A 22664-nucleotide genomic window follows, 5' to 3' on the forward strand; every position below is an offset into this window, starting at 1 on the left:
CTTTCAGGGCTTTCTAGGGGTACAGGCCGCGGCTCTGATGAGCCTCGGTCACGCGCTGGACGGCGAGGCGGGTGGCCGCACGGCGCAGGGTGGTGTGATGGACGGCGGCGAACGCCGAGACGGTGTCCCAGGCGTCGCGCATGCGCTCCTCGAGGCGCGACTCGACGAGGTCCAGGTTCCAGCGGTAGCTCTGGTTGGACTGCACCCACTCGAAGTACGAGACGACGACGCCGCCCGCGTTGGCGAGGATGTCGGGAACGACCAGCACGTCGGCGGCCTCGAGGATCTCGTCGGCCGCGCCGGTGGTCGGCCCGTTCGCGCCCTCGACGATGACGCGCGCGCGGATGCGCGGAGCGTTGTCGGCGGTGATCACGCCTTCGACGGCGGCGGGGACGAGGAGGTCGGCCTCGAGCTCGAGGAGGGTTGCCGGATCGATCGCGTCGGCGCCGGGGTAGCCGACGATCGAGCCGTGCAGGTCGACCCAGCGGCCGACGGCGTCGATGTCGAGCCCGGTGGCCGAGTGGATCGCGCCGTACCGGTCGCTGACGCCGAGCACGCGCGTGCCGGCCTGGTGGAGGAAGAGTGCGGCGTGGCGGCCGACCTTGCCGAATCCCTGCACGACTGCCGTCGCACGGGTCGCGTCGATCCCGCGGCTCGCGAGCGCGGCGAGCGCGACGTGCACGACGCCGCGCGAGGTCGCGGTGGCGCGTCCCAGCGAACCGCCGAGCGACACCGGCTTGCCGGTGACCGAGCCGCGCACGGTGTAGCCGCTGGCCACGGAGTACGTGTCCATCATCCACGCCATGGTCTGCTCGTCGGTGCCGATGTCGGGTGCGGGGATGTCGCGCTCCGGCCCGAGGATGGGCAGGATCTCGCTCGTGTAGCGCCGGGTGACGCGTTCGAGCTCCGCCACGGAGTACCGCGTCGGGTCGAGCGTGACGCCGCCCTTCGCCCCGCCGTACGGCAGGTCGAGCAGCGCGCACTTCCACGTCATCCACATCGCGAGCGCGCGCACCTCGTCGAGGTCGACGTGCTCGCTGTAGCGCAGGCCGCCCTTGGTCGGCCCGCGCGACGAGTTGTGCTGCACGCGGTAGCCGAGCAGCAGCTCGATGCTGCCGTCGTCGCGGCGCAGCGGCACCCCGACGCTCATCTCACGGCGCGCATGGGCGAGCTGCTCGTACACGGACTCGCCGAGGCCGAGCGACTCGACGGCGTCGCGCAGCTGGAGCCGTGCGTCGTCGAGCGGCGTCGTGGTGTCGAGCGACACCGCCAGTGTCATCAGTCGGCCTCTCCCAGCCGCGCGACGGCGTCGGCGATCGCGTCGGCGGCCGCCTCGATCGTGCCGAGGTCGGTGGCGATCGAGATGCGGAAGAACGGCGACTGGCCGTAGGCCGATCCCTGGATCACCGCGACGCCGGCGTCCTCCAGCAGGTGGAGGGTGACGTCCTGATCGTCGGCGAGCACGGCTCCCGCGGCGGTGCGGCGGCCGATGAGGCCGCTGCAGTCCACGTACACGTAGAACGCGCCGTCGGGCGTGAGGGGGCTCAGCCCGTCGATCGCGGCGAGCCGCGCGACGGCGACATCGCGCCGGCGCCGGTACTCGGCGACCGTCTCGGCGACGAAGTCCTGCGGGCCCGACAGCGCGGCCGCGGCGGCGGCCTGGCTGATCGACGACGGGCACGACGACGTCTGCGACTGGAGCGTGTTGATCGCGGCGACGAGCGCCGGGTCGCCCAGGGCGTACCCGAGCCGCCAGCCCGTCATCGCGTACGACTTCGACACGCCGTTGACCACGAGCACCTGGTTCTTCAGGTGCGGGGCGACCTGCACGAGGCTGGCCGCGCGCGCGGACGTGTACGAGATCTCGCTGTAGATCTCGTCCGACATGACGAGCAGCCCCGGGTTCTCGGCGACGACCTCGGCGAGCGCTGCGAGCTCCGCCTCGGTGTACACCACGCCCGTCGGGTTGCCCGGTGTGTTGAGGATCAGCCAGCGGGTGCGCGGCGTGATGGCCGCGCGGAGCGCGTCGGGCGTGATCTTGTAGCCGGCGTCGGCGGTGGTCTCGACGATCACCGGGACTCCGCCGTTGGCGCGCACCATGTCGGGGTACGACACCCAGTACGGCGCGGGCACGATGACCTCGTCGCCCTCGTCGACGCTCGCCATGAGCGCGAGGAAGATGACCTGCTTGCCGCCGCCGCCGACCGTGATCTCGGCGTCCGGGTACTCCACGCCCAGCGTCCGCAGCGCGTGCTCGCGGATCGCCTGGCGCAGCGCCGGGGTGCCGTTGACCGGCGTGTACTTCGTCTCGCCGGCGGCGATCGCGGCCACCGCGGCGTCCTTGACGTGCTGGGGCGTGTCGAAGTCCGGCTCGCCGACCGTCAGGTCCAGGATGCTGCGCCCCGAGGCCTTCAGCTCGCGCACGCGCTGCGCGGCCAGGGTGCTGGGCGACGGCTTGATCCGCTGCAGCCGGGCTGCGGGGCGGAACGCCGACGTGCTGGCGGCGACGCTCATGCCACGCTCACATCGAGGTCGGTGGTGAGGCCCTTGATGCGGAGCACCTCTTCGAGGTTGCAGAGCTCGATCGTCGTGCCGCCCGCGCGGTAGCGACGGATCAGGTCGGCCTCGTTGGCGTCGCGCGCGGCCGACAGCCGTGCGACCTCGGCGACCTCCTCGCGACGCACCACGACGACGCCGTCGGCGTCACCCTTGACGACATCGCCCGGGTAGATCACCTCATCGCCGAACACGAGCGGCTGGTTGATGTGGCCGAGGGTCTCCTTGACGGTGCCCTTGATCGAGACGCTCCCCGAGAAGACGGGGAGGCCGAGCTCGCGGAGCTCCTGCGTGTCGCGGACGCCCGAGTCGGTGACCACCGCGGCGATCCCCTTCGCCTGCGCGGCGTTGCCGAGCACGTCGCCGAACATGCCGGCCTCGGGGAAACCGCCGGCCGAGACGAGGAGGACGTCGCCGGGCTGCGCGAAGTGGATCGCGATCTGCAGCATCAGGTTGTCGCGCGGGGCGCAGACCACCGTGAACGCCGTGCCGACGAACGACGTGTTGCGGTCGATCGGCTTGATGGTGGAGCTGAGCGCGCCGCGGCGGCCCTGGGCCTCGTGGATGGTCGCGGCGGTGAACTGGCCGAGACGCGCGATGTCCTCGTCGGTCGCGCGGGGGATCTGAGTAGTGACGTGCACCATGGGGGTGTTCCTTAGCTGTCTTCGCGGCGGTCGAAGGTCAGTCCGCCGGGTACCTGGAATGTGGGCATGAGCTCGACGAGCCCGATGTTGACGTGCTGGGGCGCGTCGACGGCGAAGTCGATCGCGTTCACGATGTCTTGGACGGTCAGCGACTCGTACCCCTCGTAGTAGGTCGCCCATGCCGCCTGGTCGGTCTCGGGCGTGCCGCCGAGGTTGCGGGAGAAGATCTCGGTCTCGATGCGGCCGGGGCTCAGCTCGGTCACGCGGATGCGACGGCCCATCGTGTCGTTGCGCAGCTGACGCGACAGCTGGTGGATCGCAGCCTTGGTCGCGTGGTACGCGGTGTGACCGAAGAAGTTGTAGTGACCGGCGATCGAGCTGATGTTGAGGATGTGACCGCGGTCGCGCTCGACCATGCCGGGAAGCAGGCAGCGCACGACGTGCAGCACGGCGGTGAGGTTGACGTCGACCATGTCGTCCACGTCGTCGCGGGACGAGCCGAGGATGTTGCCCATCCGGCTCACTCCGGCGCTGTTGAGGACGATGTCGGCCTCGACGCCGGAAAGCGCCTCTTCGAGCGCGGCGGTGTCGCGCAGGTTCAGGGGGTGGACGATGGCACCCTGCTTCTCGAGCTCGCCGAGCCGCGCAGCGTCGCGGGCGATGGCGTGCACGGTGAGGCCGCGTGCGAGGAAGGCATCCACGGCGCCGCGACCGATGCCGCTCGTCGCGCCGGTGACGACGGCGGTCTTGTAGTCGGCGTAAGTCATGCTGCTCCTTTTCGATGGTGGTCTGCGGTGTCGAGCCCGAGGGACTCGAAGACGGTGGTGATGCGCCGACGCAGGTCGGCGAGGTGGTCGTGCTCGGCGCGCGCGGTCTCGACGCCGCGCTCGATGCTCACGTGACGGAACGCCACGGCGTCGCCCGGGCGCACCTGCGCGAGCCGGTTGAGCCCCGTCGCGGTGACGACGGCGAGCACCGGGTAGCCGGCGGTCACGCCGCGTCCGCGATGCAGGATCAGCAGCTCGTCACCGGGCGGGACCTCGACGGCGCCGACGGGGACGCCCCTCGAGGTGAGCTCGCCCGTCGTCTGGCGCTCCGGCAGCGCGCCCGACAGGCGCAGGCCGATGTGGTTGCTCTTCGCGCCCACCGTGAACGGGCGGTCCCACAGCCGGGCGGCCGTGGCGCCGAAGTCGGCGAGGTCGGGGCCGTCGGTGACGTCGACGCGCGCGACATCGCGCAGATACGGCGGAGTGGTGAGGCCCAGGTTGTAGAGCGCGGCGTCGTAGAAGGGGTTCGAGACCGGCGCGGTGGCGCGGGCCACCGGCACGGTGTCACCGGCGCCGAGCGGGCTGCCGAAGCCGATGACGGTGTCGGGCGCGCAGCTGCCGAGAAGCAACGGCGTCTCGAACGAGCCCCGCACCGCGACATAGCTGCGCAGGCCCCCGGTCATCGCCCGGAGCGACACCGTCTGACCGGCGCTGACCGAGACGGGCTGCCACTGCGGGCGCTCGACGCCGTCGATCTCGACGTCGACGGGCGCGCCGGTGACGGACACGAGCACGTCGACGCCGGCGGTGAACGAGAAGGCGATCGCCGTCACCTCGATGAGGGGCGCGCCGTCGGCGTTGCCGACCAGGATGTTCGCCGCGCGCGCCGAGAAGTGGTCGAGCGCGCCGTTGACGGGGACGCCGAAGCGCGGGCCGGAGGTGCGGCCGAGGTCGGTCAGCACCGAGATGCCCGGCTCGCGGATGAGGAGGTGCCCGGCGGTCATGCTGCAGCCATCCGTTCTCCGAGCCGGGCGTCGAACTCGGCGCGGTCGATCGGGCGGAACCGGATCGTGTCGCCCGGCGCGTAAGGGACGAACGGTTCGGTCGTGAGGTCCAGCACCGTGAGCGGGGTGCGTCCGATCAGCGCCCAGCCGCCGGGGGCGACCGCCGGCGTGATGGTGGCCTGGCGGCCGGCGACCGAGACGACGCCCTGCGGGACCGACGCCCGCGGGCTCGACAGTCGCGGGACCGGCATCGGGAAGGCGGGGCCGTCGAGCATCGGCGAGCCGCCGGGCGACCCGAGGCAGCGCACGGTGTACTCCGGCTCGGAGTGGATGCGGATGATCTCTTCGACCGAGAGCCCCTGCGCCGCCGCGACGTCTGCGAGGTCGGGGGCGAACTCGAGGTCGTACAGCACCGGCACGACGAAGTGCCGCGGGTTCGTGGTGAGCGGCGCGTCGACGTCGAGCGAATCGATGATGTGCTCGAGGAAGGGGATGAGCTTGTCGCGCGCGGCCCCGACCGGGTCGAGCTCGATCAGCAGGGCGTCGTACGTCGGGATGGTACCGACCACACCCGGGATCTCCCCGGCGTCGAGGTGGCGTGCGAGATGGTGGGCGAGCCGCCAGTTCGCCTCGCGATCGCCCAGCGTCGAGACCACGCGGAGCGCCGAGTCGCCGCTCGACGAGATGGTCGCCCGCTCGGTCGTCATCGCTTCTTGCCTTCCAGCACACGCTCGAGGCCGGTGATCGTCACGCCGGCTGCCACGAGCCCCTGACGGATCTCCCGCGCCAGCGCCACGGCGCCCGCGGTGTCGCCGTGGACGAGGACCGTGTCGCAGTCGACGGGGATGTCGCGGCCGCCGCGGCTCCGGATCACGCCCTCCGTGACCATGCGGACCGTGCGGTCGCGGATCTCGGCGGGGTCGTGGATCACCGCGCCCTCCTCGCTGCGCGGCACCAGCGTGCCGTCGTCCTGGTAGGCGCGGTCGGCGATCCCCACGATGCCGACACGGATGCCGGCGGCCCGGGCCGCGCGGGCCAGGCAGCCGTCCTGCGCGAGGACGATGAGGTCGCGGTCGACGTGGGTGACAGCATCCACCACCGCATCCGCGTAGTCCTGCCGGACCGCGACGAGATTGCCGAGCTTGCCGTGCGGGGCGATGTGCGCGACGCGCGTGCCGTGATACGCGGCGACCGCCTGCAGCGCGCCGAGCTGGTAGACCACGTCGGTGCGCACCTCGTGGGCGGTCAGCGCCATCTCGCGGCGTCCGAAGCCGACGAGATCGGGGAAGCTCGGATGGGCACCGACAGCGACACCGCGCTCGACGCATGCGCGGACTGTCGCATCCATGATCCGGGGATCGCCGGCGTGGAATCCGCACGCGATGTTCGCAGAGGTGAGGACGTCGAGGAGCGCCTCGTCGTCACCCATCCGCCAGTCTCCGAAACCCTCGCCGAGATCGGCGACCAGGTCGACTTCATTGCCCACGAGCACCTCCGGATGACATCTCTCTCGGCTCCCGGATCACGATACCGATGGCGGTACGAACTGTGCTGGTTTGTGCCAAGCTCGTGCACAGAAATGTGCTGATGCCACGTTTCGAGGCGCTATTCTCAGTTCGAGAGCCCTGCACTTTGGCACAGACTGTGCCGTGAACTCTTGCGAGAAGGAGAGCGGATGGCCATTCCCGACCGGCGTTTCCGGCGGCGTGTGACGCTGACCGACATCGCCCACGCCTGCGGGGTCGCCCCCTCGACCGTCTCCCGGGCGCTGAGCAATCCCAACCGCGTCAGCCCCGAGATGTACGAGCGGATCCGCGCGAAGGCCGTCGAGATGGGCTACGCGTCCGCCACGCTGCCGTCGGCCGGTCAATCGCGGGCGCGCGGCACGATCGGCCTCGTGCTGCCCAACATCAGCAACCCGTTCGTGTTCGATCTGATCCGCGGGAGCCAGGCGCAGTGCCAGGCCGCGGGGTTCCTCAGCCTCCTCATCAGCACCGAGGAATCCGCACACGTCGAGCAGGAGTGGCTCAGGGATCTGTCGCGGACCGTGGACGGCGTGGTCATCGCGTCGCCGCGCACCGACGACGACGCGCTCAAGGCCATCGCGGACGCCGTGCCGCTCGTCGTCATCAACCGCGAGGTGCCCGGCATCTCGGGCATCGTGATCGCCACGCCCGCGGCATCCGTCAACGCACTCGACTATCTGCACTCGCTCGGCCACCGCCGCGTCGCGTACGTCCGCGGTCCCGAGACGTCGTGGACCGACCGCACGCGCCTGGAGGCGCTGCTGCCCGCCGCCGAGCGCAACGGCACCGAGCTGGTGCCGCTCGGTGCGTTCCACCCGTCGCTCGAGGCGGGCGCCGCCGCGGCCGATGCGGTCGCGCTGTCGGGCGCGACCGCATCGCTCTTCTTCAACGACACCCTCGCGATCGGCGCCATGGCGCGTCTGCGCCACCGCGGAGTGCGGGTGCCCGAAGACATCAGCGTGATCGGCTGCGACGACATCTTCGGCGCCGCCACCGCCAACCCGCCGCTGACCACGATCACCTCCCCCGGCGAGCGCGCGGGCCGCGCGGCGACCGAACTGCTGATCAGCCAGCTGACCTCGAAGCCCCAGCCGCGCGTCGACTACCTGTCGGCGCACCTGACGGTCCGCGAGTCCACCGGCCCCGCTCGCGTCTGACCGGACCCGCCGTTCGCGGAGCGAGGATACTGGGCGGCATGAGCCCGGACGACATCCACGCGTACTGCGCCGCCAAGTGGGGAGCCTGGGAGGACGAGCCCTGGGAGGGCGACGTGGTCTTCAAGGTGGGGCCGGGCGACCGCGGCAAGATCTTCGTCTTCCTCGGCGACGGCAGCTCGATCGGCGTCAAAGCGGCGACGACCCGCGACGAGGCGGACGACTGGCTCGCCCGCTACCCGGACGACGCCCGCGTCTCGGCGTACATCGGACGCTCCGGCTGGAACACCCTCAGAACCGGCGGCGCGATCCCCGATGACGAGCTGCGCGAGGCGATCGACCGCTCCTATGAGCTCGTGCTCGCGGGGCTGCCGAAGAAGTACCGCGGCCCGGGCGCCGACTAGTCCTGCGCTCGCGCCGGTCGCTTCGCGGGCGGGCACGGGTACGGACAGCGCCGGTGCGCACGCAGCGTGAACGGCCTCCGCGCCGACCTGCGCGGCTAGCCTGAAGCCATGGCATTTCCCCCGCTCGTGGAGCCGGTCGCCGAACTGACCGACGCCGAACGCACGCGCACCGCCCGCCACCGGGTGCTGGCCGGTTTCGGCGAGATCGCCCAGCGCCGGCTCGCCGCCGCGCACGTCGCGGTGGTCGGGGCCGGTGGTCTCGGCTCGCCGGTCGTGCTCGCGCTCGCGGCCGCGGGTGTCGGCACCCTCACCGTGATCGACGACGACAGGGTCGAGGCATCCAATCTCCAGCGCCAGGTCATGCACCGGGTGAGCGATGTGGGCGCGGCGAAGGTCGATTCGGCGGTGCGCATCGCCGCCGACCTGTCGCCCACCACCGTGGTGCGGCCGGTGTCGGCGCTGCTCACACCGGCGAATGCCGCCGAGCTCCTCGCCGGCGCCGACGTCGTGGTCGACGGCACCGACACGTTCGAGACGCGCGAGGCCGTCGCCGCGGCGTGCGAACAGCTCGGTGTTCCGCTGGTGTGGGGTGTCGTGCAGGAGTTCCACGCGCAGGCCACCGTCTTCTGGTCGGCGCCGCCCGCAGGTGAGACGCCGGTGCGACTCGCAGACCTGTACCCGCCCGACGCCGGTCGCGAAGCGCCGTCGTGCGCGCAGGTCGGCGTGCTCGGCGCGCTATGCCTGCAGGTCGGGTCGATCCTCGCGACCGAGGCCGTGAAGCTGATCACCGGCGTGGGCGAGCCGCTCCTCGGCCGGGTGCTCGTGATCGACGCCCTCCGCGGACGGACGACCGAGGTGCCGCTGCGGCCGGCCGCGGATGCGGGACGGGATGCTGCGGCGCCGGCACTTGCGACCGCACCGGCGGCGCCGGAACCCGTGGCCGCGCAGGCACCCGCGATCCCCCAGCTCTCCCCCGCCGAGGCCCTTGCGGCGCAGCGCGCCGGCGCGGTGCTGCTGGACGTGCGCGAGCCCTTCGAGACCGAGCGGGGCGTCATCCCGGGTTCGGTGCTGCTGCCCCTCGGCGACGTGCTCGCGGATCCCTCTCGGGCCGAGGCTGCGGCGGTCGTCGTGGTGTGCCAGGTGGGTATGCGCGCGCAGCGCGCGGCGGTGGCGTTGCGCGGCGCCGGGATCGAGGCATCCGTCCTCGCCGGAGGCATCGACGCGTACAACCGCGACATCGCGGCGGTCCACGCGTGAGCGGGCTTCGCACCGTCGAGGACCAGCTCGCCGACGTGCTCGCCGCCGCTGGGCCGCTGCCCGGCGAGCGGGTGCCGCTGGCCGACGCGCACGGTCGCACGCTCGCGGAGCCTGTGCGGGCCGCCGTCGACATCCCCATCTTCGACAACTCCGCCATGGACGGCTTCGCCGTGCGCTTCGCGGATGTGAGGGATGCTGCGCCCGACGCCCCCGCGATGCTCCGGGTCGTCGCCGACCTGCCGGCAGGCACCGACGCCGACCCCGCGCTCGCGCCCGGAGAGGCCGCGCGCATCATGACGGGGTCGCCGGTCCCGTCGGACGCGGACGCCATCGTGCCGTTCGAAGACACCGCCGGCGGGCTCGCCGACTCGCTCGGCGCGATCTCGGTGCGGCGCGTGCCGCGCGCGGTCGGCGCACACATCCGCCGCGCCGGTGAGGATGCGCACGCCGGCGACGAGGTGCTCGCCGCCGGGGTCGCGCTCGGTGCGTTGCAGGTCGCGGCGGTCGCGGCCTGCGGAGTCGCCGAGGTCGTGGTGTCGCGGCGACCGCGCGTGGCTGTCGTCTCGACCGGTAGTGAGCTGGTCGAGCCCGGGGCGCCGCTGCGCCGCGGTCAGATCCCGGAGTCGAACAGCGTGCTGCTCGCGGCCCTCGCCGCGGATGCCGGCGCCGACGTCGTGCGCCGCGCGAGCGTTCCCGACGAGCCCGGCGACCTCGACGCCCTGCTCGCCGAGGTGACGGACCCGCGGTCCCCGCATCGCGCCGACGCCGTCGTGTTCTCAGGCGGCGTGAGCGCGGGCGCCTACGAGGTCGTCAAGACGACGCTCGCGCGCACGATGACGTTCTCGAAGATCGCGATGCAGCCGGGCAAGCCGCAGGGATTCGGCGTTCTCGACGCGGGGACACTGCTGTTCGGCCTGCCCGGCAACCCCGTCAGCGCCGCGGTGTCGTTCGAGGTCTTCGTGCGCCCCGCGCTGCTGCGCCTGCAGGGCCGCGCTGTCCTCGAGCGTCCGTTCCTCACACTGCCCGCAGCCGCCGGCTGGCGCACGCCGCCGGAGCGTCGGCAGTACCTCCCCGTCACGATCGATCGCACGGATCCGCGCTCCTGGCGCGTCGTCCCCGCGACCTCCGGCGGCTCGCATCTCGCCGGCGGGCTCGGCCGCGCCGAGGCCTACGCGGTCGTGCCGGCCGACGTCGACGCCGTCGAGGCCGGCGACCTCGTCGATGTCATGCTGATCTCATGAGCAGCGAGCAGCCGACGTTCACGCACCTCGACGAGGCGGGCCACGCGCGCATGGTCGACGTGACCCTCAAGCAGCCGACGGTGCGCTCGGCCACCGCGCGCGGGTTCGTGCGGTGCGCCGCCGATGTCGTCGCGGCGCTCCGCGACGGCTCTGTGCCCAAGGGCGACGTCCTCGCCGTCGCGCGCATCTCTGGGATCCAGGCCGCCAAGCGCACGCCCGAACTCCTGCCGCTCGCGCACGTCATCGGCGTGCACGGCGCCACGCTCGACCTCGCGATCGACGACGACGGCGTCCGCATCGAGGCGACGGTTCGCACCGCCGACCGCACGGGCGTCGAGATGGAAGCGCTCACCGCCGTCTCGGTCGCGGCCCTCGCGGTCGTCGACATGGTGAAGGGCCTCGACAAGGGCACCTCGATCGAGAATGTCCGCATCGTGACGAAGACCGGCGGCAAGAGCGGCGAGTGGCACCGCCCGGGCGAGGCATGACCTCGACTCACGCCCTCGGCGCGATCCTCCTCGCCGGCGGCCGCGCCTCCCGGGTCGACGGCGCCGCGAAGCCCCTGTTCGACGTCGGCGGGCGCACGCTGCTCGCCGCCGCGGTGTCGGCCGCGACGGATGCGGCAGCCCGGCCGATCACGGTGGTCGCACCGGTTCTCGACGAAGCGCTGCCCGTCACCTGGGTGCGCGAAGACCCGCCCTTCGCCGGTCCGGCGGCGGCGGTGGTCGCGGCCCTCGCCTCGTGGCCGGAGGCGGACGACCCGACCTGGACGCTCCTGCTCGCATGCGACCTCCCCGGCGTCGGCGCCGCCGTGCGGCGACTGGTGGACGACATCCTGCTCCTCCCCACCGACACCGACGGAATCTGCCTCGCCGACCCGACGAGCCGGCCGCAGTGGCTGATCGGCGCGTATCGCACGGCCGCGCTGCGGGCCGCAGCATCCGTCCTCCCCGATGCCGGTCGCGACGCGTCCGTGCGTGCCCTGCTCGCCGATCTCGCGATCGCGGTCGTCGCGGCGCCCGACGACCTGACCCGCGACGTCGACACGTGGGAGGATCTGGAGGAGGCCCGCAGGCGGGCCGAGCACGTCCCGGAGGAGCCGTCATGAGCGAGCAGTCCCGCACACTTCCGCCCGAAGCCCTCGACGCGTGGGCCGACGCCCTGCGCGAGCGGTTCGGCCTCGCACCCGAGGACCTTCCGGTGTCGCTGATCCTCGACCTCGCGCGTGACGTGGCGCTCGGCGTCGCCCGCCCCGCGGCGCCGTTCAGCGCGTTCGCCGCCGGTCTCGTCGCCGGCCGCGCGGGCGGCACGCCCGAAGACACCGCCGCCGCCGTCGCCGCGATCACCGCGATGGCGAACGAGTGGGAGGTCTAATGGCCGTCGTCCGCTACTTCGCCGCCGCCCAGGAGGCCACCGGCCTCGACACCGAACGCCGCTCCGAGGTCACGCTCGGCGCGCTGCGCGCGGCGGTGTCGGCGGCCCACCCCGGGCTCGGCGGCATCCTCCCCCGCTGCGCCGTGCTCGTCGGCGGCTCGCGCGTCTCCGACGACACGCCCCTCGGCGCCGACGAGCTCGTCGACGTGCTGCCGCCCTTCGCCGGGGGCTGATCCGCCGCGCGGCCCCTCCGCCGAACACAGAATCGGATCCGCAGGTGCGGACCGCGCAGGCGACACGCCGAGAATGGATGCCGCGCCACGGCGTGTCACCGCCGCCATCCGCAGGTGCGGATCCGATGTTGTGTCAGGGCGCGCAGCGCGGCTGCAGATCCGATGCGATCTGCAGCCCAGAGGGCCGTTCATGACGTGAGGCCCTCACTCCCGCCGATCTCCTCCGGTCCGGGGCTGGTTCCCCTCAGCTGCGCGGCCCCGCCGCGGTCGCCGAACACAGAATCGGATCCGCAGGTGCGGACCGCGCAGGCGACACGCCGAGAATGGATGCCGCGCCACGGCGTGTCGCCGCCGCCATCCTCAGGTGCGGATCCGATGTTGTGTCCGGGCGCGCAGCGCCGGGCGCTCAGCCGCCGAGGCCGAGCCAGGTGGCGGTGCCGTCGGATTCGAGCTGGCGCTTCCACACCGGGAGGTCGGTCTTGATCGACTCGATGAGCGTGCGGCAGACCTCGAACGCCTCGGCCCGGTGCGCGGACGTCACCGCGATCACGACGGCAGCATCGCCGACCTGCAGTGTGCCGACCCGGTGCGAGACCGCGACGAGCGCCCCGGTCGCCCCGACCGCCGCCGACGCCAGCCGGGCGAGCGTCGCCTCGGCATCGGGGTGGGCGGAGTATTCGAGTCCGACGACGGCGGTCGCAGCATCCGGATCATGATCGCGCACGCGACCCACGAACGTGCTGACCGCGCCCATGCGGGAGTCGTCGACCGCGCGCAGGTGCGCGTCGAGGTCGAGCGGTTCGGCGCTGATCGCCGCGATGCGCACGGCGTCTGTCGACACGGTCATCAGTGGTCGCTCCCACCGAGCTGGTCGAGCACGTGGCCGGCGACCGACAGCAGCACGGGCATGCCGGATGCCACGCCCCCGGGTGATCCGGGAAGATTCACGACGAGCACGCCGTGCGGGTCGACGACGCCGGCGAGCCCGCGCGTCAGCATGCCCGCGGGCTTCTCGGCCGCGCCGCGCCGTCGCAGCTCCTCCGCCAGCCCGGGGATCTGGCGCGTCACGACGCGCGCCGTGCCCTCGGGGGTCTGATCGCGCGGCGAGACGCCCGTGCCACCCGTCGTGACGATGAGCTTCACGCCCGCGACGACCTCGGCGGTGAGCGCGCGCTCGACGCTGTCGGCACCATCCGGCACGACGACCGCGTCCGCGCAGTCGAAGCCGGCGTCGCGCAGGGCGGCGACGGCGATCGGACCGCTCTCGTCCGCGCGCGAGCCCGCGGCCGAGCGGTCCGACACGGTGACGACGGCGGCTCGGGTCATGCCCCCCAGCCTAGGCGCGCGCCCGCCTCACGCGCGGCGCTCGAGCCGCACGATCACCGACTTCGACGTGGGCGTGCCCGAGACGTCGGCGACCGAGTCGAGCGGCACGAGCACGTTCGTCTCGGGGTAGTAGGCGGCGGCGTTCCCCCGCGGGGTGCGGTACGCGACGATGCGGAACTCCTCGGCGCGGCGCTCCTCGATCGTGCCGTCGGGGCGCGTCCACTCCGACACGAGGTCGACGACGTCGTTCTCGGCGAAGCCGAGCGACACGATGTCCTTCGCGTTCACGAGCACCACGCGCCGGCCGCCGTGGATGCCCCGGTACCGGTCGTCCTTGCCGTAGATCGTGGTGTTGTACTGGTCGTGCGAGCGCAGGGTCTGAAGCAGCAGCCGGCCCCGCGGGATCACCGGGTACTCCAGCGGATTCACCGTGAACCGCGCCTTGCCGTCGGCGGTGGCGAAGCGCCGCGCGTCGCGAGGCCCGTTCGGCAGGTGCAGCGTGCGCCCCTTGTCGATGCGCTCCTCGTAGTCGTCGAACCCCGGGATCACGCGCTCGATGTGCGCGCGGATGAGCGCGTAGTCGGCCTCGAGCGCCGCCCAGTCCGCCTGGGGGACGTTGGACGGATGCTGCAGCCCGGCCGGATCCGCCGGCTCGGCCTCTGCGGCACCGTGCTCGGGAAGCCCGTGGTCCGCGTTCACCGCCGTGCTCCCCCGCGCCGCGCCGGTGCTCGAATCAGGCGATGACGCACCATCAGGCACGTTCAGCCCCGAATCCACCTGATTTCGCCTCATCGCCTGATTCGAAGACACGAGCGCGGGGGTCGCAGCCGCCCCTTGGAACACGAGCGCGCTCAGGCGCGCGACGATCGCGACCTCGCTGAGGAGCTCCTCCGACGGCGGGGCGAGGCGGCCCCGAGACGAGTGGACGGCGCCCATCGAGTCCTCGACGGTGACGCGCTGCTCGCGGCCGCCGCGGCGGTCGCGGTCGGTGCGGCCGAGCGTCGGCAGGATCAGCGCGCGGCGGCCGGTGACGACGTGCGATCGGTTGAGCTTCGTCGACACCTGCACGGTGAGCCCGACGCGCTCCATCCCGGCTTCGACCACGGCGGTGTCGGGGGTCGCCGACACGAAGTTGCCGCCCATGCCCATGAAGAAGCGCACCTGGCCGTCGCGCATCGCGCGGATCGCCTGCACCGTGTCGAACCCGTGCTCGCGCGGCGCCTCGAACGCGAACTCGGCGTCGAGCGCGTCGAGGAACGCCGTCGCCGGCTTCTCGTAGATGCCCACGGTGCGATCGCCCTGCACGTTCGAGTGTCCGCGCACCGGGCAGACGCCGGCGCCCGGCCGCCCGATGTTGCCCTGCAGCAGCAGCACGTTGACGATGTCGCGCAGCGTGGCGACCGAGTGCTTGTGCTGCGTCAGCCCCATCGCCCAGCAGACGATCGTGGCCTTCGACGTGCGCACGGCCTCGCCGACGCGGCGCAGCGCCTTTTCGGGAAGGCCTGTGGCGACGACGAGGTCGCGCCACGCAGCATCCGTCATCGCCTGACGGTACGCGTCGAATCCGCTGGTGTGCGCCGCGATGAAGTCGTGGTCGAGCACGCCCTCGCCCGCCGCCTCGGCCTCGAGCAGGTGCTTGCCGATCGCCTGGAACAGCGCCTGATCGCCGCCGAGGCGGATCTGCACGAACTCGTCGGCGAGCTTCGTGCCGCCGAAGGCGACGCCGCGCACGGTCTGCGGGTTCTCGAAGCGCATGAGCCCCGCCTCGGGGAGCGGGTTCACCGCGATGATCGTCGCGCCGCGCTGCTTGGCCTTCTCGAGAGCCGACAGCATGCGCGGGTGGTTGGTGCCGGGGTTCTGGCCGGCGACGATGAGCAGGTCGGCCTCGTGGACGTCCTCGATCGACACCGTGCCCTTGCCGATGCCGATGGTCTCGGTGAGGGCGGATCCGGATGACTCGTGGCACATGTTCGAGCAGTCCGGCAGGTTGTTCGTGCCGATGCCGCGCACGAGTAGCTGGTACAGGAAGGCGGCCTCGTTCGAGGTCCGGCCGGAGGTGTAGAAGACTGCCTCGTCGGGGTCGTCCAGCGCGCGGAGCTCGTCGGCGACGAGGGCGAGCGCGTCGTCCCACGAGATCGGACGGTAGTGCGTCGCACCCTCGTCCCGCACCATGGGGTGCGTCAGCCGCCCCTGCTGACCGAGCCACCAGTCGTCGTGCGCGCGGAGCTCGTCGAGCGAGTGCGCCGCGAAGAACTCCGGCCCGACGCGGCGCAGCGTCGCCTCCTCGGCGACGGCCTTCGCGCCGTTCTCGCAGAACTCCGCGATGTGGCGCTTGTCCTCCTCGGGCCACGCGCAGCCGGGGCAGTCGAAGCCGTCCTTCTGGTTGACGCGCATGAGCGTCTGCACCGAGCGCGCGACGCCCATCTGCTCGTTCGCGATCTCGAGCGCGTGCAGCACCGCCGGCACGCCCACCGCGACTTTCTTGGGTCGCGTCGAGCGCACGCGGGTCTCGTCGATGTCGGCTGTCGGGGGCTTCGTCGCCATGTCTCCAGGCTATGCCTCGCGCGGCACCTCGGGGCCGGTGCGACCGCCCGTGTCCGCCGCGGCTGGGACTACAGCCGGTACAGGTTCCACAGGAACATGGCGGAGCCGTGCGTGCGGAGGGACTGCCACTCTTTCGCGGTGAGGCCGGCCTTGAGGTCTTTCAACGTCTGCTCGACTTTGGCACTGGTGAGCGTGGCCGAGGCGATCTCGTAGACCGCGTCCGCGCATCTCGCCTTCGACTGCCCGCTGCGCTTCATGGTGGCGACCTTCTGAAGCATCTGGTTGTACGACGCCTGGGCACTGCGGATGGAGGCCGCGTAGCTCTTGTCGATGGCGGCCGTCGATCCGAGATCCCGGCTCACGCCGGCACGCAGGGTGAGGACGGCGAGCGTCTGGTTCGGGGTGAGGACGTACGAGGGGAACAGCGAGTCGAAGGTCGCTTCGAGGGGCTTGCCGTCGTAGACGTTCGCGGCCAGCCTGGTCAGGATCTGCGACAGCTGCGCGTCGGTGTAGAACGGCGTGACGATGGTCTTGATCTTGGTGACCAGACTCTGCTGCGGAGTGGCCGTCGCCGCCGCCGCCTGCGTGGGCGGCGCCGCCTGCGCTGCACCGACGGCCGACGTGGTCACGAGAACGACAGAGAGGGCGAGTCCAGCCGCCGCACGAGGGAATCGACGCATGGGCGACATGGTATCCACCCGGCGCACGCGCGTATAGACTCCCCGTCCCATCCGTTCGCCCGCCTCGCGATGCCGCGAGGAACGGATGCCTCCGCCCCGCGCCCAGCCGTCCACCTCCGAGCGGTCAGGGCAGGGCGTCGAGGATCCCCTGCAGCGCCTCCTGGTCGGCCTCGGCTTGCGTCAGCACGTCGCGCGCGGACTCGGCCACCGCCGGATGCGGGTCTCCCTCGAGGATCACCCCGATGAGGGCGATCATGCCCGCGTTCTGGGCCTGGAGGATCTCGGCGAAGCGGCGCTCGGCGTCGGGGTGCTGTGCGTCGACGAAGCCCTGCAGCGTGCTCCACGACGGCATGCCCGGCATCTGCGCGTGGTCGGAACCGTGACCGCCGCACGGCCCCTCGGTGGGAGGTTCGGCCGGGCGCGCGTCAGCCCACGACAGGTACCACGCCCGCAGGTCCTCGAGCTCGTCCTCGTTGCGCGCGGCGACGCCGGTCGCGAAGCCCAGGGCACCGGCCTCGATCCCGTCCTTGCGCAGCAGGGTCTCGGCGAGCTCCTGCTCCTTGACCCGGTAGTAGATCATCGCCTCGACGTAGCAGTAGTCGTCGGCGGTCACCGGCGAGGCCGGCGATGCCGACGCCGAAGGCGGGGCGGACGCCGAGGGCGCAGCATCCGTCTCCGCAGTGAACGCCGAGACGGCGAGCCACACGCCTGCCGCGGCCGTCAGCACGGCGAGCGTCAGCGCGATGACGACGACTGCTCTACGGCGCACGCGGGGCCTTCCGGATCGGGAGCGACCCGCCGGGGTCGGGATGCGTCAGCGCTTGCCGGTGCCGAAGATCCCGCGGATCACCCCACCCAGTATCGTCTGGGTCGACTTCGAGTTGAGAATCTGCTCCATCGGCGACTTCTGAGCCGACCGCGACGTGCGGGTCGTGCCCGCCGTCTTCTTGAGCAGCCGCTCGTACTCCTGCTGCGCCTTCTTGTCGGCAGCGGCACTGGCCTTGTCGGCCGCGGCCTGCTGCTTGTCGATCGCGGCCTTCTGCTTCGCGTACTCGGCATCGGCCTTCGCCTTCGCGAGGGCGGCGTCCTCGGCGGCGGCCGCATCGTCGGCGGCCTTCATCTTGGCCGCGAGCACCTCGCGCGCCGACTCGCGGTCGATCGCCGTGCCGTACTTGGCCCGCAGCGGCGAGGCGTTCACGGCCGCCACGATCGCCGGCTCCGGCGTCGGCGACATGAGCCCCTGCGGTGCGCGCAGCCGCGTCCACGCGACCGGCGTCGGGGCGCCCTTCTCGCTCATCACCGTGACGATCGCCTCGCCCGTGCCGAGCTCCTGCAGCACGCGCTCGAGGTCGTAGCCCGACTTCGGGTAGGTGCCGACCGTCGCGCGCAGCGCCTTGGCGTCGTCGGGGGTGAACGCGCGCAGCGCGTGCTGCACGCGCGAGCCGAGCTGGCCCAGCACGTCGGAGGGCACGTCCTTCGGGGTCTGCGTCACGAAGAACACGCCGACGCCCTTCGACCGGATGAGCCGCACCGTCTGCACGATCGCGGCGAGGAAGTCCTTCGACGCGTCCTTGAACAGCAGGTGCGCCTCGTCGAAGAAGAAGACGAGCTTCGGCTTGTCGGCATCCCCCACCTCCGGGAGGATCTCGAACAGCTCCGCCAGCAGGTACATGAGGAACGTCGAGAACAGCGCCGGCTTGTCGATGACGCCGGGCACCTCGAGCAGGCTGATGACGCCGCGGCCGTCGGGTGCCGTGCGGAGGAAATCGGCCACGTCGAACTCGGGCTCGCCGAAGAACACGTCGGCTCCGGCATCCGCGAAGGTGATGAGCTCGCGCAGGATCACGCCGGCCGTCGCCGCCGACAGCCCGCCGAGCTCCTTGAGCTCGGCCTTGCCCTCGTCGCTCGTGAGGTGCGTGAGCACCGCGCGGAGGTCCGACAGGTCGACGAGCGCGAGGCCGTTCGCGTCCGCGTAGTGGAACACCAGGCCCAGGCTCGACTCCTGCGTGTCGTTGAGCCCCAGCACCTTCGACAGCAGCAGCGGGCCGAAACCCGACACCGTCGCCCGCACCGGCACGCCCTTGCCGACGCCGCCGAGCGCGAAGTACTCGGTGACGGATGCCTCGGGCTTCCAGTCCTGACCGATCGCCCGGGTGCGAGCGAGCAGCTTCTCGCTCGGCTCCCCCGGCGTCGCGACCCCCGACAGGTCGCCCTTGATGTCGGCGGCGAACACGGGCACGCCCTTCGCCGCGAGCTGTTCGGCGAGCCCCTGCAGGGTGCGCGTCTTGCCCGTGCCGGTCGCACCCGCGACGAGCCCGTGGCGGTTCATCATCGGCAACGGGATGCGGATCTGCGCCGACGGAACAGGGTCCCCGTTGAGAAGGGCGCCGAGATCGAGCGTCGGCGTCGTGGCGTCGAACGTGTACCCGGCGGTGATCTTCTCGACCTCTTGCGCGGTGAGCGGGCCGTGTGGCGGTTCCGAGATCGGCGGCTGGGGAGTCTGTGCCCGCGTCGTCGGCTCCGAGGCGGGCGCTCGCGCGGGCCCCTGGGCCGGCGAGCCCGAAGGCTGGCCCGCGTCTGTCGAGGCCGGGGCTTCGGCTGGTGCGGGCACGGATGCGGGTTGTGCGGGTTGTGCAGGTGCGGCGGCGCCGGCGGCGCGGGCCTTCGCGGCGGCGGCCTCGGCAGCGGCGAGCGCCGCCTTGGCCTGCGCGGCCTTCAGCTGGGCCTCGGCGGCCTCGGCTTCGGCGCGGAGCCGTGCGAGCTCCGCCTCGGCGGCGGCCACGGCCGGATCGGTCGCGGTGGGATCGGACGCAGACGGATCGGGCGCGGAGGCGGTCATGCGCTCAGCCTAGCCACGGGCGTTTGGCCGAGGCATCCATCCTCTCCCGCGCCATCGGAACGGCGAACGCCGCCGCCACAAGCAACGCCGCACCGGCGCCGAGGAGAGCGCCGCCGACGGTGTCGCTGAGCCAGTGCGCGTGCAGGTAGGTGCGGCTGAACGCCATCAGCACGACCCATACGGCGCCGACGATCCCGACCCACACGCGCGGGAAGATCACCACCGCGGCGACCGCGATCGTGGCCGCGTTGGCCACATGCCCCGACGGGTATGAACCGTAGTCCGAGACGATGAGGATGTCTTCGGGGCGCACGCGGCCGAAGAGGTGCTTCAGCACCTGCACGCCCGCCGCCGACACGGCCTCGGCGGCGAGGAAGTATGCGGCGGCCCACGGCCGTCGCAGCACGATGAGCGCGATGGCGCAGCCGATCGGCACCGCGAGCACGCCGAACCAGCCGCCGCCCAGGAAGTTCATCACCTGCGAGAAGCCGGTCAGCGCGGGGTGCCAGAGCTCGGCGACGAACAGGTTCCACGCCGTGTCGACGGCGAACGGCTCGTCGCCGCGCGCGAAGATCCACCAGCCGAGCAGGCACGACAGCACCACGAGCCCGGATCCGACCGCCAGGTAGGCGATCACCGGCGTCGCCACGCGCCGCTGGACTGTCGTCATCGCCCCATTCTGCCCGGCGGGCCCCGTGACGCCACCCCCTTGCGGCCCGGCACGCCGCATGCCGGACCTCGGCGACCACCCGCGTCGGCTCGACAGCGAACCCGCCACCGCGGGCACCCGAACCGACGCCATCGGCCGCCCGCACCCGCCCCGGCGACGACGCGCGTCGGCTCGGCGAACGAGAGCGGGCGCGCAGTCGGGATGGCACCGGGTGCTATCGTGCGGTCTCATCGCGAGTGCGAGGAGGCACAGCATGGCATCGGTCGTCGACGTGGTGCGCAGGCTCGTCGCGCCGCTCACGCGGACGCGGGTGTTCCGGCGGGTGATCGGCCCGGTGCTCCTGCCCCCGGTCGAGCGGTTCGTCGCGCGGGTGTCGCACGGACGCGTGCAGCTCAGCGCGCTGCTGGTCCCGTCGCTCGTGCTGCACACGATCGGCGCGAAGTCCGGCGCACCGCGGGACGTCCCCCTCATGTACACGCCCGACGGCCACGGCCGCGCCATCGTCGCCGGCACGAACTTCGCCGGCACGCATCACCCCGCGTGGACGGCGAACCTGCTCGCCCACCCGGACGCCGCGATCACCGTGCGCGGCCGCCGCATGCCCGTGCGCGCGACGCCGGTGCCGCCGTCCGAGCGCGACGCGGTGTGGGCGCGTATCGAGTCCCAGTGGCCCGGCTACCGCAACTACGAGCGGGAGTCCGGGCGCACCGTTCGCCTCTTCCGCCTGCAGCCGGTGCGACCGCAGGCCTGACGCGGGCCGACCCGGGTCAGGGCGCGAGGCGCTCCACCGTGCGCGGGCGCACGATCAGCCACAGCGCCAGCACGCCGACGACCGCGCAGCCCACCATCACCGAGGCCATCGTGGTGGCGGTGATGCCGGCGTCCTTCGCGATCCAGCCGACGAGCGGCGAGATGAGACCCGCGACGCCGAAGTTGGTCGCACCGATGATCGACTGCGCGGTGCCCGCGGCCTTGCCGTGACGGTCGAGCGCGAGCACCTGCACGCACGGGAACGTGAACCCGCACGCGGTCATGAAGAAGAACAGCGGCACGATCGTGCCCCACAGGCCCAGGCCCAGCTGGTCGGTGAGGATGATGACGGATGCTGCGACCACGAGCACTGCGGTCGACCACGCCATGACCCACTGCGGGCCGAACCGCGACGCGAGGCGCGACGCCGTCTGCACGCCGACGACGACGCCCAGCGAGTTGACGGCGAACATGAGGCCGTACTCCTGCGGGGAGAGGCCGTAGCTGAGCTGGAACAGGAACGACGAGCTCGACAGGTACGAGAACAGGCCCGAGAACGTCATGCCGCCGATGATCAGCACACCGATGAACACGCGGTCGCTGAAGACGCTGCGATAGCGCTGCCAGACAGTGGTCGCGCCCTTCTCGTGGCGGCGCGCGGGCGGCAGCGTCTCGGGAAGCAGCACGATCGACGCGATCAGCATGACCGCGCCGTACACGGCGAGCACGACGAAGATGCCGCGCCAGGGCATGACGGCAAGGAGTGCCGAGCCCACGAGCGGCGCGAGCACCGGCGCGACGCCCGAGACCAGCGCCAGACGGGACAGCATGACGACGAGGCGCCGCCCGCCGAACAGGTCGCGGACGATCGCCGCCGCCACGACACCGCCGGCCGCGGCGCCGGCACCCTGCAGCACGCGGGCGACCGAGAGCAGCTCGAGGGTGGGGGCGAGCGCCGCGCAGACGCTCGCGAGGACGTGCAGCGCCGTCACCGACAGCAGCGGGATGCGCCGGCCGACCTTGTCGCTCAGCGGCCCCACGATGAGCTGGCCCAGCGCGAAGCCGATCATCGTGCCCGTGAGGGTCAGCTGGATCATCGCTGCCGTGGTCTGGAAGTCCGCCTCGAGCACCGGGAACGCCGGCAGGTAGAGGTCGATCGTGAACGGACCCAGCGCCGTGAGCGCGCCGAGCAGCACGATGTACAGCACCCGGCGGCGGTGCGGGATCGAGTCACCCGGGTGCAGCACGATCGGCGCAGTGGCCGGGTTGCTCCCGAGCGTGCGGATCGCGCCCGTCGACGAGGGGTGCGGCTGGGGCGCAGCCGGCACCTGGGCGTCGGCGTCGGGCTTCTGCGCGTCAGGCTTCTGGGCTGCGGGCTTCTGAGTGGGGATGGAGGCGGTGTCGAGCAACAGTGGACTTCGTTTCGTGGCGGGGTTCGACGGGGCGGCGTGCGAGAGGGAACGGCGTCGACACCGGCGATGCCGGACTGGGCGCGCGAGGAGAGGAGCGGACCGAGGTGACGCGGGTCGTCCGGCGCTCAAGATCCGCGCCGGGCCCGCACGATCGACCACGAGGTCGAATCGATTCGAGTTCCCATGATAACGGATGCCGCGACCCCGCCCGCAAGCGGTATCCCGCAGCGGTGCGGGCCACTGTCGGCGGTGCCGCTGTCGGCTCCTTCTCAGGGGTCGGACT

24 protein-coding genes are annotated in these 22664 nt (G+C 72.3%); 9 read left to right on the forward strand and 15 right to left on the reverse strand.

The genetic code is table 11. The features are described from left to right. Nucleotides 1–13 precede the first annotated feature (13 nt). From ACFC1I_RS09940 to ACFC1I_RS09970, 7 genes are read right to left on the reverse strand one after another with little or no spacing between them, the layout of a single operon-like run. Nucleotides 14–1279: a Glu/Leu/Phe/Val dehydrogenase gene (locus ACFC1I_RS09940; protein ID WP_376008500.1), complete on the reverse strand. Its 1266-nt coding sequence runs from the start codon at nucleotides 1277–1279 to the stop codon at nucleotides 14–16. Then, nucleotides 1279–2514 carry an aspartate transaminase gene (locus tag ACFC1I_RS09945; protein WP_376008502.1) on the reverse strand — a complete coding sequence of 412 codons (1236 nt, stop codon included), beginning with the start codon at nucleotides 2512–2514 and terminating at the stop codon, nucleotides 1279–1281. Before ACFC1I_RS09945 ends, ACFC1I_RS09940 begins: the two co-directional genes overlap by 1 nt. Beyond that, on the reverse strand, nucleotides 2511–3200 hold the full coding sequence (locus ACFC1I_RS09950; RefSeq protein ID WP_376008504.1) for a 4-carboxy-4-hydroxy-2-oxoadipate aldolase/oxaloacetate decarboxylase: 690 nt from the start codon (nucleotides 3198–3200) through the stop codon (nucleotides 2511–2513). The genes ACFC1I_RS09945 and ACFC1I_RS09950 overlap by 4 nt, the downstream gene beginning before the upstream one ends. A gap of 11 nt (nucleotides 3201–3211) precedes the next feature. Continuing rightward, nucleotides 3212–3967, reverse strand: coding sequence for an SDR family oxidoreductase (locus ACFC1I_RS09955; protein WP_376008506.1), 756 nt, complete (start codon nucleotides 3965–3967; stop codon nucleotides 3212–3214). Further along, nucleotides 3964–4971 carry a biotin-dependent carboxyltransferase family protein gene (locus ACFC1I_RS09960; protein ID WP_376008508.1) on the reverse strand — a complete coding sequence of 336 codons (1008 nt, stop codon included), beginning with the start codon at nucleotides 4969–4971 and terminating at the stop codon, nucleotides 3964–3966. Before ACFC1I_RS09960 ends, ACFC1I_RS09955 begins: the two co-directional genes overlap by 4 nt. Then, entirely contained in the window at nucleotides 4968–5678 is a 711-nt protein-coding gene (locus ACFC1I_RS09965; RefSeq protein WP_376008510.1) for an allophanate hydrolase subunit 1, read from the reverse strand. Before ACFC1I_RS09965 ends, ACFC1I_RS09960 begins: the two co-directional genes overlap by 4 nt. Continuing rightward, nucleotides 5675–6457 (reverse strand): LamB/YcsF family protein, encoded by a 783-nt coding sequence (locus tag ACFC1I_RS09970; RefSeq protein ID WP_376008512.1) that lies wholly within the window; start codon nucleotides 6455–6457, stop codon nucleotides 5675–5677. The genes ACFC1I_RS09965 and ACFC1I_RS09970 overlap by 4 nt, the downstream gene beginning before the upstream one ends. Nucleotides 6458–6646: 189 nt before the next feature. On the opposite strand from ACFC1I_RS09970, the gene ACFC1I_RS09975 reads away from it, so the two are divergent. From ACFC1I_RS09975 to ACFC1I_RS10010, 8 genes are all read left to right on the forward strand, one after another. Then, the gene (locus ACFC1I_RS09975) at nucleotides 6647–7654 is read left to right on the forward strand and encodes a LacI family DNA-binding transcriptional regulator (protein ID WP_376008514.1); all 1008 of its coding nucleotides are present in this window, start codon (nucleotides 6647–6649) and stop codon (nucleotides 7652–7654) included. A gap of 38 nt (nucleotides 7655–7692) precedes the next feature. After that, on the forward strand, nucleotides 7693–8055 hold the full coding sequence (locus tag ACFC1I_RS09980; protein ID WP_376008516.1) for an MmcQ/YjbR family DNA-binding protein: 363 nt from the start codon (nucleotides 7693–7695) through the stop codon (nucleotides 8053–8055). Nucleotides 8056–8163: 108 nt separating this feature from the next. After that, nucleotides 8164–9312, forward strand: coding sequence for a ThiF family adenylyltransferase (locus ACFC1I_RS09985; RefSeq protein WP_376008518.1), 1149 nt, complete (start codon nucleotides 8164–8166; stop codon nucleotides 9310–9312). Next, nucleotides 9309–10553: a gephyrin-like molybdotransferase Glp gene (gene glp, locus ACFC1I_RS09990; protein ID WP_376008520.1), complete on the forward strand. Its 1245-nt coding sequence runs from the start codon at nucleotides 9309–9311 to the stop codon at nucleotides 10551–10553. The genes ACFC1I_RS09985 and glp overlap by 4 nt, the downstream gene beginning before the upstream one ends. Further along, nucleotides 10550–11041: a cyclic pyranopterin monophosphate synthase MoaC gene (gene moaC / locus ACFC1I_RS09995; protein ID WP_376008522.1), complete on the forward strand. Its 492-nt coding sequence runs from the start codon at nucleotides 10550–10552 to the stop codon at nucleotides 11039–11041. Before glp ends, moaC begins: the two co-directional genes overlap by 4 nt. Continuing rightward, the gene (locus ACFC1I_RS10000; RefSeq protein WP_376008524.1) at nucleotides 11038–11661 is read left to right on the forward strand and encodes a molybdenum cofactor guanylyltransferase; all 624 of its coding nucleotides are present in this window, start codon (nucleotides 11038–11040) and stop codon (nucleotides 11659–11661) included. The genes moaC and ACFC1I_RS10000 overlap by 4 nt, the downstream gene beginning before the upstream one ends. After that, nucleotides 11658–11927 carry a DUF6457 domain-containing protein gene (locus ACFC1I_RS10005; protein WP_376008526.1) on the forward strand — a complete coding sequence of 90 codons (270 nt, stop codon included), beginning with the start codon at nucleotides 11658–11660 and terminating at the stop codon, nucleotides 11925–11927. Before ACFC1I_RS10000 ends, ACFC1I_RS10005 begins: the two co-directional genes overlap by 4 nt. Then, the gene (locus ACFC1I_RS10010; protein ID WP_376008528.1) at nucleotides 11927–12160 is read left to right on the forward strand and encodes a MoaD/ThiS family protein; all 234 of its coding nucleotides are present in this window, start codon (nucleotides 11927–11929) and stop codon (nucleotides 12158–12160) included. The genes ACFC1I_RS10005 and ACFC1I_RS10010 overlap by 1 nt, the downstream gene beginning before the upstream one ends. A 406-nt stretch (nucleotides 12161–12566) precedes the next feature. Here ACFC1I_RS10010 and ACFC1I_RS10015 read toward each other — a convergent pair whose 3' ends face one another. The 7 genes from ACFC1I_RS10015 to ACFC1I_RS10045 all read right to left on the reverse strand — a co-directional run bounded on the left by ACFC1I_RS10015 (nucleotide 12567) and on the right by ACFC1I_RS10045 (nucleotide 20219). Further along, nucleotides 12567–13007 (reverse strand): molybdenum cofactor biosynthesis protein MoaE, encoded by a 441-nt coding sequence (locus ACFC1I_RS10015; RefSeq protein WP_376008530.1) that lies wholly within the window; start codon nucleotides 13005–13007, stop codon nucleotides 12567–12569. Then, complete coding sequence (locus ACFC1I_RS10020; RefSeq protein ID WP_376008532.1) at nucleotides 13007–13486, reverse strand: molybdenum cofactor biosynthesis protein B; 480 nt, start codon at nucleotides 13484–13486, stop codon at nucleotides 13007–13009. The genes ACFC1I_RS10015 and ACFC1I_RS10020 overlap by 1 nt, the downstream gene beginning before the upstream one ends. 27 nt (nucleotides 13487–13513) lie before the next feature. After that, nucleotides 13514–16030: an FdhF/YdeP family oxidoreductase gene (locus tag ACFC1I_RS10025; RefSeq protein ID WP_376008534.1), complete on the reverse strand. Its 2517-nt coding sequence runs from the start codon at nucleotides 16028–16030 to the stop codon at nucleotides 13514–13516. Between the two features lie 68 nt (nucleotides 16031–16098). Next, a complete protein-coding gene (locus ACFC1I_RS10030) occupies nucleotides 16099–16710 on the reverse strand; it encodes a hypothetical protein (RefSeq protein ID WP_376008536.1) in 612 nt (203 codons plus the stop codon). 124 nt (nucleotides 16711–16834) lie between these two features. Then, nucleotides 16835–17479, reverse strand: a complete 645-nt coding sequence (locus ACFC1I_RS10035; protein WP_376008538.1) for a DUF305 domain-containing protein — start codon at nucleotides 17477–17479, stop codon at nucleotides 16835–16837. Between the two features lie 45 nt (nucleotides 17480–17524). After that, complete coding sequence (locus ACFC1I_RS10040; protein WP_376008540.1) at nucleotides 17525–19549, reverse strand: helicase HerA-like domain-containing protein; 2025 nt, start codon at nucleotides 19547–19549, stop codon at nucleotides 17525–17527. A 4-nt stretch (nucleotides 19550–19553) separates the two neighbouring features. Beyond that, complete coding sequence (locus ACFC1I_RS10045; protein ID WP_376008542.1) at nucleotides 19554–20219, reverse strand: phosphatase PAP2 family protein; 666 nt, start codon at nucleotides 20217–20219, stop codon at nucleotides 19554–19556. 253 nt (nucleotides 20220–20472) lie between these two features. On the opposite strand from ACFC1I_RS10045, the gene ACFC1I_RS10050 reads away from it, so the two are divergent. Next, nucleotides 20473–20970, forward strand: a complete 498-nt coding sequence (locus tag ACFC1I_RS10050; protein WP_376008544.1) for a nitroreductase family deazaflavin-dependent oxidoreductase — start codon at nucleotides 20473–20475, stop codon at nucleotides 20968–20970. Nucleotides 20971–20986: 16 nt separating this feature from the next. Here ACFC1I_RS10050 and ACFC1I_RS10055 read toward each other — a convergent pair whose 3' ends face one another. Continuing rightward, nucleotides 20987–22297, reverse strand: coding sequence for a multidrug effflux MFS transporter (locus ACFC1I_RS10055; protein WP_376009332.1), 1311 nt, complete (start codon nucleotides 22295–22297; stop codon nucleotides 20987–20989). Between the last annotated feature and the right edge of the window lie 367 nt (nucleotides 22298–22664).

It is taken from the genome of Microbacterium sp. NPDC056044 (assembly GCF_042267145.1).
Classification (GTDB): domain Bacteria; phylum Actinomycetota; class Actinomycetes; order Actinomycetales; family Microbacteriaceae; genus Microbacterium.

Coding starts and splice junctions, on each gene's coding strand:
- ACFC1I_RS09940 (WP_376008500.1), bottom strand. CDS start 1,279: ATGACACTGGCGGTGTCGCTCGACACCACGACGCCGCTCGACGACGCA.
- ACFC1I_RS09945 (WP_376008502.1), bottom strand. CDS start 2,514: ATGAGCGTCGCCGCCAGCACGTCGGCGTTCCGCCCCGCAGCCCGGCTG.
- ACFC1I_RS09950 (WP_376008504.1), bottom strand. CDS start 3,200: ATGGTGCACGTCACTACTCAGATCCCCCGCGCGACCGACGAGGACATC.
- ACFC1I_RS09955 (WP_376008506.1), bottom strand. CDS start 3,967: ATGACTTACGCCGACTACAAGACCGCCGTCGTCACCGGCGCGACGAGC.
- ACFC1I_RS09960 (WP_376008508.1), bottom strand. CDS start 4,971: ATGACCGCCGGGCACCTCCTCATCCGCGAGCCGGGCATCTCGGTGCTG.
- ACFC1I_RS09965 (WP_376008510.1), bottom strand. CDS start 5,678: ATGACGACCGAGCGGGCGACCATCTCGTCGAGCGGCGACTCGGCGCTC.
- ACFC1I_RS09975 (WP_376008514.1), top strand. CDS start 6,647: ATGGCCATTCCCGACCGGCGTTTCCGGCGGCGTGTGACGCTGACCGAC.
- ACFC1I_RS09980 (WP_376008516.1), top strand. CDS start 7,693: ATGAGCCCGGACGACATCCACGCGTACTGCGCCGCCAAGTGGGGAGCC.
- ACFC1I_RS09985 (WP_376008518.1), top strand. CDS start 8,164: ATGGCATTTCCCCCGCTCGTGGAGCCGGTCGCCGAACTGACCGACGCC.
- moaC (WP_376008522.1), top strand. CDS start 10,550: ATGAGCAGCGAGCAGCCGACGTTCACGCACCTCGACGAGGCGGGCCAC.
- ACFC1I_RS10000 (WP_376008524.1), top strand. CDS start 11,038: ATGACCTCGACTCACGCCCTCGGCGCGATCCTCCTCGCCGGCGGCCGC.
- ACFC1I_RS10005 (WP_376008526.1), top strand. CDS start 11,658: ATGAGCGAGCAGTCCCGCACACTTCCGCCCGAAGCCCTCGACGCGTGG.
- ACFC1I_RS10010 (WP_376008528.1), top strand. CDS start 11,927: ATGGCCGTCGTCCGCTACTTCGCCGCCGCCCAGGAGGCCACCGGCCTC.
- ACFC1I_RS10015 (WP_376008530.1), bottom strand. CDS start 13,007: ATGACCGTGTCGACAGACGCCGTGCGCATCGCGGCGATCAGCGCCGAA.
- ACFC1I_RS10020 (WP_376008532.1), bottom strand. CDS start 13,486: ATGACCCGAGCCGCCGTCGTCACCGTGTCGGACCGCTCGGCCGCGGGC.
- ACFC1I_RS10025 (WP_376008534.1), bottom strand. CDS start 16,030: ATGGCGACGAAGCCCCCGACAGCCGACATCGACGAGACCCGCGTGCGC.
- ACFC1I_RS10030 (WP_376008536.1), bottom strand. CDS start 16,710: ATGCGTCGATTCCCTCGTGCGGCGGCTGGACTCGCCCTCTCTGTCGTT.
- ACFC1I_RS10040 (WP_376008540.1), bottom strand. CDS start 19,549: ATGACCGCCTCCGCGCCCGATCCGTCTGCGTCCGATCCCACCGCGACC.
- ACFC1I_RS10045 (WP_376008542.1), bottom strand. CDS start 20,219: ATGACGACAGTCCAGCGGCGCGTGGCGACGCCGGTGATCGCCTACCTG.
- ACFC1I_RS10050 (WP_376008544.1), top strand. CDS start 20,473: ATGGCATCGGTCGTCGACGTGGTGCGCAGGCTCGTCGCGCCGCTCACG.